Annotated in this window: 8 protein-coding genes; 6 read left to right on the plus strand and 2 right to left on the minus strand. The window is 71.0% G+C overall.

The window, feature by feature from the left end:
* Window positions 1-391: 391 nt before the first annotated feature.
* Complete coding sequence (locus tag ACWCXX_RS21510) at window positions 392-688, plus strand: hypothetical protein (RefSeq protein WP_451129517.1); 297 nt, start codon at window positions 392-394, stop codon at window positions 686-688.
* 330 nt (window positions 689-1018) lie between these two features.
* Window positions 1019-1456, plus strand: coding sequence for a DUF6083 domain-containing protein (locus ACWCXX_RS21515; RefSeq protein WP_451129519.1), 438 nt, complete (start codon window positions 1019-1021; stop codon window positions 1454-1456).
* A gap of 57 nt (window positions 1457-1513) precedes the next feature.
* On the opposite strand, the gene ACWCXX_RS21520 is transcribed toward ACWCXX_RS21515, so the two are convergent.
* Window positions 1514-2533, minus strand: a complete 1020-nt coding sequence (locus ACWCXX_RS21520) for an alpha/beta hydrolase (RefSeq protein ID WP_451129521.1) — start codon at window positions 2531-2533, stop codon at window positions 1514-1516.
* Window positions 2534-2545: 12 nt separating this feature from the next.
* Window positions 2546-3118 (minus strand): O-methyltransferase, encoded by a 573-nt coding sequence (locus ACWCXX_RS21525; RefSeq protein ID WP_451129523.1) that lies wholly within the window; start codon window positions 3116-3118, stop codon window positions 2546-2548.
* 517 nt (window positions 3119-3635) lie between these two features.
* Between ACWCXX_RS21525 and ACWCXX_RS21530 the strand changes: the two genes are divergently transcribed.
* The 4 genes from ACWCXX_RS21530 to ACWCXX_RS21545 all read left to right on the plus strand — a co-directional run.
* Complete coding sequence (locus ACWCXX_RS21530; RefSeq protein ID WP_451129525.1) at window positions 3636-4298, plus strand: hypothetical protein; 663 nt, start codon at window positions 3636-3638, stop codon at window positions 4296-4298.
* Window positions 4295-4591 (plus strand): SMI1/KNR4 family protein, encoded by a 297-nt coding sequence (locus tag ACWCXX_RS21535; RefSeq protein ID WP_451129527.1) that lies wholly within the window; start codon window positions 4295-4297, stop codon window positions 4589-4591. The genes ACWCXX_RS21530 and ACWCXX_RS21535 overlap by 4 nt, the downstream gene beginning before the upstream one ends.
* A gap of 459 nt (window positions 4592-5050) precedes the next feature.
* Entirely contained in the window at window positions 5051-6499 is a 1449-nt protein-coding gene (locus ACWCXX_RS21540; RefSeq protein ID WP_451129529.1) for a carotenoid oxygenase family protein, read from the plus strand.
* Window positions 6490-6731, plus strand: a 242-nt coding sequence (locus tag ACWCXX_RS21545) for a transposase (protein WP_451129531.1), incomplete at its 3' end; no start/stop codon positions are given. The genes ACWCXX_RS21540 and ACWCXX_RS21545, both read left to right, overlap by 10 nt.

The raw sequence follows: 6731 nt of genomic DNA on the forward strand, positions 1-6731 counted from the left end.
CGCGATAACTCGGCGAGGACGCCAAGGGCTTCGCGCCTGCCCTGAGCGGCAGCGTCCTGGTCTGGTACGTCGGCGACGGCACCGAGTACTACCTGGAGGAGGACCCGGACAGCCCGCACGAGCCGGGCGCCGCCGAGCGCTACAAGGAACCCGAGATGTGCTGAACGATGCCGACCACCTCTGCCAGGACGAAGTGGTACTGCAGGCGGTTTTCTGCTCGGAGTGGTACGTCAGCCCGGTCCGGTCGGGTACGGAAAGTGCAGAGGGCGTGGAGGGCGCAGAGAAGTGATCGGACCGGGTACGGAGGGCGCGGAGAAGTGATCGGGCCCGTATCCGCACCGACGGGAGGTCACGGCGGCACGGGTACGGGTGCGGGGCGTGGCCAGACCACGTGGACGACCCGGTCCGCGCCAGTGACGGCAGCGGCGGCAACAAGGTCCAGAACAACACCTTCAAGAAGGGCCGCGACTACCGGGGGAACATCCGAGGGAATGGCAACCACGGGATGTTCACCTACTGGGTGTTCCCGAGGGCCAACACGTGTGGAAAGGGCGGCAACACGTTCTCGGGCAACACCTGCACCGTGAACTACTACAACGTGAAGAAGCCGGCCGTCCTCTCGGGCTCCGCCCCCGGCCGCACCTGTAAGTCCGTCAAGGCCAAGGGAACCAGCACCTACAAGCGGTAGAAGCCGTTGCGGAAGGCCGGAAGGCCGGAAGGCCGGAAGGCCGGAAGGCCAGAGGGCCAGAGGGCCGGAAAGCCGGACGGCTGGACACGGGTCGGACACGGGCGGCCGTCGTCCTGGTGCGCGTCGGCCATGACGTGCACCGGTTCGGTCCGGTGCCGCGGTGCCCCCTGTGCCGTCGTACGTCTCCCGGGACGCTCCACGGCACAGGGGTCCCGGCGCTCCCTCACCCGGCACGGCTGAATCGCGATCTACCGGCCCCGTGAGCCCGTCCGGATCCTGAAGAACATGGGGGACACCGGAAACACACCAGGCCCGGACAGTACCGACGACATGTTCCAAGCCCTCCTGGAAGGCGCCACCGCCCCACGACCGCCCGCCCCGCCCGACTGCCCCTTCTGCGACCTCCGCCAGGACCGCTGTCCCACCCTCTACGCGGGCCATTGGGTTCTCCTCGAACCCCGCGTCGTCGTCCCCGCCCACACCGTGCCCCCACGACGGCGCTGGATCGTCACCATGGACGGGGTCGCCATGAACCTGTGGGACGCGGAACCCCTCCCGGGTGCCCGATGCCGCATCGCGCACCGCACGGTCTGCCCCCGCCTCCGGCCCGAGGACCCCTGGCCATGGACGGCCGCGCTCCGGCAGGAGAACGACCGCAGGACGCAGCGCCTGTTCGACCTCCCTCACGACTGGGGCCTCCCCGGCGACCGGGGTCTTCCCGATGGCTGGAGTCTTCCCGACAGCCGGGGGCTTCCCGACACGGGCTGACGTCCGGACCTGCCGGGCACCGCGAACCACGGGGGCGAGGTCAAGCCCCCTGTGAGCTCAGGGGCGCAGGACGCGCCGAAGCCAGCGGGAACGGGCCTCAAGGGCATCCTGGCTGAGGGCCGCCCGCGGTGCGAGGGTGTCGAAACCGTGGAAGGCCCCGGGCCATACGTGCAGTTCGGCCTGGCCACCGGCCTGCCAGATCGCATTGGCGTAGGCCACGCCCTCGTCCCTGAAGGTCTCGGCCGACCCGACTTCGATGTAGGCCGGGGGCAGCCCGGACAGATCCGTCGCACGGGCGGGAGCCGCGTAGGGCGGCAGGTCCGCGGCGCCGTACCGGTCGCCCAACAGCGCCTGCCACGCGGTCGCGTTGGAGGTCCGGTCCCAGGTGTCGACGCCGGCCATCTGGTGGCTGGAGAAGGTGTTGTTGCGGTCGTCGAGCATCGGGCACAGGAGCAGTTGCCCGATCGGCGCGGGCCCGCCCCGGTCCCGGGCGAGCAGGGCGAGTGCCGCGGCGAGCCCACCGCCGGCGCTCTTCCCGCCGACGACGAGGCGGTCCGCGTCGATGCCGAGCTCGGCGGCGTGCGCGACCACCCAGACGAATCCGGCATAACAGTCCTCCACCGGTTCGGGGTACCGCACCCGCGGTGCCAGCCGGTACTCGACGGAGACGACGGCCAGCTCCAGTGCGAGGACCCATTCGCGCAGCAGCCGCGGGAGTACGGACCACGCGTTGCCCATGATCATTCCGCCGCCGTGCATGTAGTACAGCAGCGGCAGCGGCCCGGTGATCCCGGCGGGACGCGCGCTCACGAGCGTGACGTCCTGCCCGCCCGCCGCTCCCCGCACACGCAGCTCGTCCACCTCGAAGCGGCCGTCGGCCCGGAGGTCCCGGACCGTCGGCCGGGGCCGGGCCGCGGCGTCCCGCTCCTGCCGGGCCACAAGATTCTCAAGGGTGAACGGCTCCCTCGCCCCACCTCCCGAATCCGCCAGCGCCGCGCCCAGTTCGGGGTCGAAGGGAGGTACGTACCGGGCCGCCGGGACGGGACCGGGCTCCGGCGGCATGCCGTCGACGCTCATGACGGGCGGCAGTCAGGAGCGGCGTGCGGCAACGATCGCCGAACTGGAAGGAGTTGTGAGTACTTCAGTGGCGTCCAGGGCCGGATGCGTGAGGTAGAACAGCCGGAGCTCGTCCACCTCGCCATCGAAACGGGGCGGCCACTGGGACGAGGGGGTGAAGTCGTCCAGGACGAGCAGACCGCCGGGAGCGAGGTGCTCGACGACTCTCCGGGCATCGTCGCGCTTGCCCCCGCCGTCGCAGAAGAAGACGTCGAAGGGGGCGTGCTGATCGAGCAGTCGCCAGTCCCCGGTGAGAACGCTGACGCGCTCGTCGTCCGCGAAGATCCCGGCCGCCCGACGCGCAAGCTCCTCGTCGCGCTCCACGGTTACCAGGCGTGCGCCGGGGCCGAGGCCGCTGTGCAGCCAGGCGGTGCCCACCCCCGAGCCGGTACCGCTCTCCGCGACGACGCCGTGCGGTTTCGAGGCGGCGGCCAGTCTGAGCAACCTGCCCACTTCGGGTATGCAGCTCTTTTTGAACCCCGCCTCGGAGGCGACCCGTTCCGCAGCCGCCACCCGGGACGGAACCGCACGCTCTGCCATGACCATGCCCTCTCCTCGCTGTGACCGCGTGACCGCGTGACCGCGTGACCGCGTGACCGCGTGACCGCGTGACCGCGTGACCGCGTGACCGCGTGACCGCGTACAGCCACGTGATCACGACGCTATCGGTCGGCAGCGGCTCCCACACGAGGTTTCGCCAGCCCGGACCCACCGCCGGACCGAACCTCGGCCCCCGGGACCGGAGTCCGGCCTCCGCCGACCGCCAGCCGTCACGTGGCCGCTCTGCGCGAAGCCGGACTCGTCACCAGCCGACGTCACGGCCAGTCCGTGCTCCACACCCGCACGCCCCTGGGAACCGCCCTGCTGGAAGGACTGCCCCCCGAGGGGGGTTCGCCGTACTGCCCGGGGCCGGTACACGGCTGAGGTTCGGGGCGGTACGCGGTCGGGAGCCGGGTCGGTACGCGGCTGAGGACCGGTCCGGTCGGGCCCGGACGGCGGGTTAGGGTGCCCGGCATGAACACCACGGCCCCGCTGGACCTCATGGCCGCACGGGTGACCCTCCGTGCCTGAACCCCATCCGCTCCTGGCCCACTTCATCGACGCCTCCGACGGCCGGTTCCCGCCGTGCGACGGCGGTGTGACCGTACTGCCGCCGCTGCCCGGCGGACTGGAGTGCTCCGTCGCCTTCACCGGGCACGCGGTCATCGCCACCGCCCTGTCCGCGGCCGAGGTGCACGCCGGGAAGCCCGACGGTTTCGGTGCCTCCCTGGCACCCGACTTCCTCCGCCGCCTCGCCGGGCCCGACGGATGGATCGACACCCTCGACGCCACCCTCACCGCACGCGGCACCGGCGGCCCCCCACGCCTCGCCGAGCAGACGGAGGCAACCGACGACCACTCACGCGTCCGCCACGCCCGCGAACTGCGGAACAACGTCGAGGTCCACGGCGACGAGCGGGGCATCGTCACCCTGGCCGACGGTCTCGCCGGACGACGCGAGCTGAGCATCGAACTCCACACCCCGCACCACACCGGCCGGGGCCACGGGCGCGGCCTCCTCGCCGATGCCCTCTCCCTGGTACCGGCCGGCGAACCGGTCTTCGCTGCCGTATCCCCGGGCAACGCCCGCTCGCTGCGCGCCTTTCTGGCCTGCGGCTTCACCCCGATCGGCAGCGAAGTGATCCTGCGACCGCGGCGCACCGGCCTTGACGGAATGACCCCATGAGTTCGAACGACGACCGGATCACGCAGGCCGAGCGCCACTTCGGAGTCCGATTTCCCGAGGACTACCGGCACTTCCTGGCCACGGAGGGAAGCACGGGTCGGTTCGTTCCCCCGGCGGACGACTTCCTGATGATCAATGCCGTTGCGGAGCTCATCGGAGTCAACGAAGCGGGTGAGTTCCAGGAACGCTTTCCCGGCAGCCTCGTCATCGGCGGGGACGGGAGCCGCGAAATGCTCACCTACGACTTCCGGCAGGACCCTCCGCCGCTGGTCCTCCTAAGGGCTGTCCCGTAATCCCCGGTGGATCAGCGCGCGGCGTCAGATGCGGTGCATCGCAAGGCGGAGGGGCGTCCGCATACTGGATGTATTCGGACGTTCCGACAACGCAGCGAGGTGCTGTAGCTGTCGTCGCGCGCCCGCCGGGGATTACGGGACAGCCCTTGGACGTCTCCGCCCAGAACTGGTCGTCTGCCGTCCCCCAGGCACCCTCCCTGTCCGAGCTGCTCAGGCGGTTGCCCGAAACCGGATGGAACTGGGACGACACCGATCCCGAGCCCTCCTGACCCGGCATCCCCGGGCGGGCCGCTCCTCGATCCCGGCCCGGAGCCGGGCCCCGGCAGTGGGGGTGGTGCCGGCACCACCCCCACTGGGGGTCCAGGCCACCTGACCTGCCGCTCGGCGCGCAGCAGACTCGTTCCGGACACCGGCACCGGCGCGGACCTGCCGGGCACCGAACACGGACGGGGAAGAGCAATGACCAGTCACACACGCCGGAGGATTCTCCGGGGCGCGGCACTCGCGGCGGCCGGCAGTGTCGTCGGAGGCTACGGCCTCGGCCACTACGCCACCGCGGCGCAGGCCGCCACCCGCGGCACGGCGAACGGGAACGGGACCGGGGCCGGATCAGGGGGAGGGGGCGGGGAATCGTTCCCGTTCCTGGAGGGTGCCTTCGCCCCGGTCACCGAGGAACTCACCGCGTTCGGCCTGGAAGTGACCGGCCGGGTACCGCGCGACCTCGACGGCCGTTATCTGCGCACCGGCCCCAACGCGCTGGGCATCGAGGACCCGCGGGCCCACCACTGGATGCTCGGCGACGGCATGGTGCACGGGGTGCGACTGCGCGGCGGGCGCGCCGAGTGGTACCGCAACCGGTGGGTGCGCTCCTCACAAGTGGCACGGAAACTGGGCGAGCGGTACCCGGACGAGGTCCCCCCGGACGACTTCGCCTGCAACACCCACGTCATCCCGTACAAGGGACGCATCCTGGCACTCCAGGAGAGCGGACCGCTGCCGTACGAACTGGACGGCGAGCTGAACACGGTAGGGCCCCACGACTTCCGCTCCACGCTGGAGGGCGCCTTCACTGCGCACACCAAGTACGACGCGGCGGCGGACGAACTGCACGCGGTGACGTACTACCCGACCTGGGACCACGTGCGGCACCTGATGATCGACCGGACCGGCCGGGTGGCACGGACCACCAGGATCCCGGTGGCGGACGCGCCGATGATGCACGACTTCGCCCTCACCGAGAAGTACGTGGTGCTCGTCGATGTGCCGGTCACCTTCGACATGGCGGCCGCCGGGGCCGGCGCCCCTGTCCCGTACGGGTGGAACCCGAAACACCCCATGCGGGTCGGGGTGATGCCGCGGACCGGCGGCGCCACCCGCTGGTTCGAGATCGATCCGGTCTTCTACTCGCACACGCTCAACGCCTACGACCGGGGCGACACGATCGTCATGGAGCTCACCACCATGCCCGCGCCCTTCTACGTCGCGGGCCGGGGCAACGGCGGGCCCTCCACGACCGGCACGCCCGTGCTCGACCGCTGGACCATCGATCTGCGCGCGGGCCGGGTCCGCAGCACCCGCATCGACGACCTGCCGCAGGAGTTCCCCCGCGTCAACGAGTCCCTGGTGTCGCGGCGGCACCGCTACGCGTACACGGCGAGCGCTGCGGAGATGTGGCACGCCTACGAGACGGTCGACGGGGTGCCGCCGGACGAGAAGTTCACCAACTGCCTGGTGAAGCACGACATGCTGCGCGACAGCCGGCAGGTGCACCGCTTCCCGGCCGGTGCGGCGGCCGGCGAGCCGGTGTTCGTACCGCGCCGCGGGGCACGGGACGAGGACGACGGCTACTACTCCAGTCAGATTTCGTGTCCTGAGCTGCTGGTTATCGTTGTTCGGGTATGGACGTGATACCTGAAGTCGATTGCTGGAAGGTCGAGTTGGAGTCGGCTTTCGCTCGGGTGGCAGGCCGGTTCGGGCGGGCGGATCTGCGGTGGCGGATGCGTGACTACGTGCGGGGTCTGCTGGCGCCGGTCGGGCGGAAGAACGGCTGGCAGCTGGCCGAATGGGCTGGCCACCGTGATCCGGCGGGCCTGCAACACCTGCTGAACGGTGCCCGCTGGGATGCCGATGCCGTTCGCGA

The sequence above is a fragment of the Streptomyces sp. NPDC001732 genome, assembly GCF_053596315.1.

Bases quoted from the DNA above. Each gene is read 5' to 3' on its own strand.
- ACWCXX_RS21535 (WP_451129527.1), top strand. From the start codon at position 4,295: ATGAGTTCGAACGACGACCGGATCACGCAGGCCGAGCGCCACTTCGGA.
- ACWCXX_RS21525 (WP_451129523.1), bottom strand. From the start codon at position 3,118: ATGGTCATGGCAGAGCGTGCGGTTCCGTCCCGGGTGGCGGCTGCGGAA.
- ACWCXX_RS21520 (WP_451129521.1), bottom strand. From the start codon at position 2,533: ATGAGCGTCGACGGCATGCCGCCGGAGCCCGGTCCCGTCCCGGCGGCC.
- ACWCXX_RS21515 (WP_451129519.1), top strand. From the start codon at position 1,019: ATGTTCCAAGCCCTCCTGGAAGGCGCCACCGCCCCACGACCGCCCGCC.
- ACWCXX_RS21540 (WP_451129529.1), top strand. From the start codon at position 5,051: ATGACCAGTCACACACGCCGGAGGATTCTCCGGGGCGCGGCACTCGCG.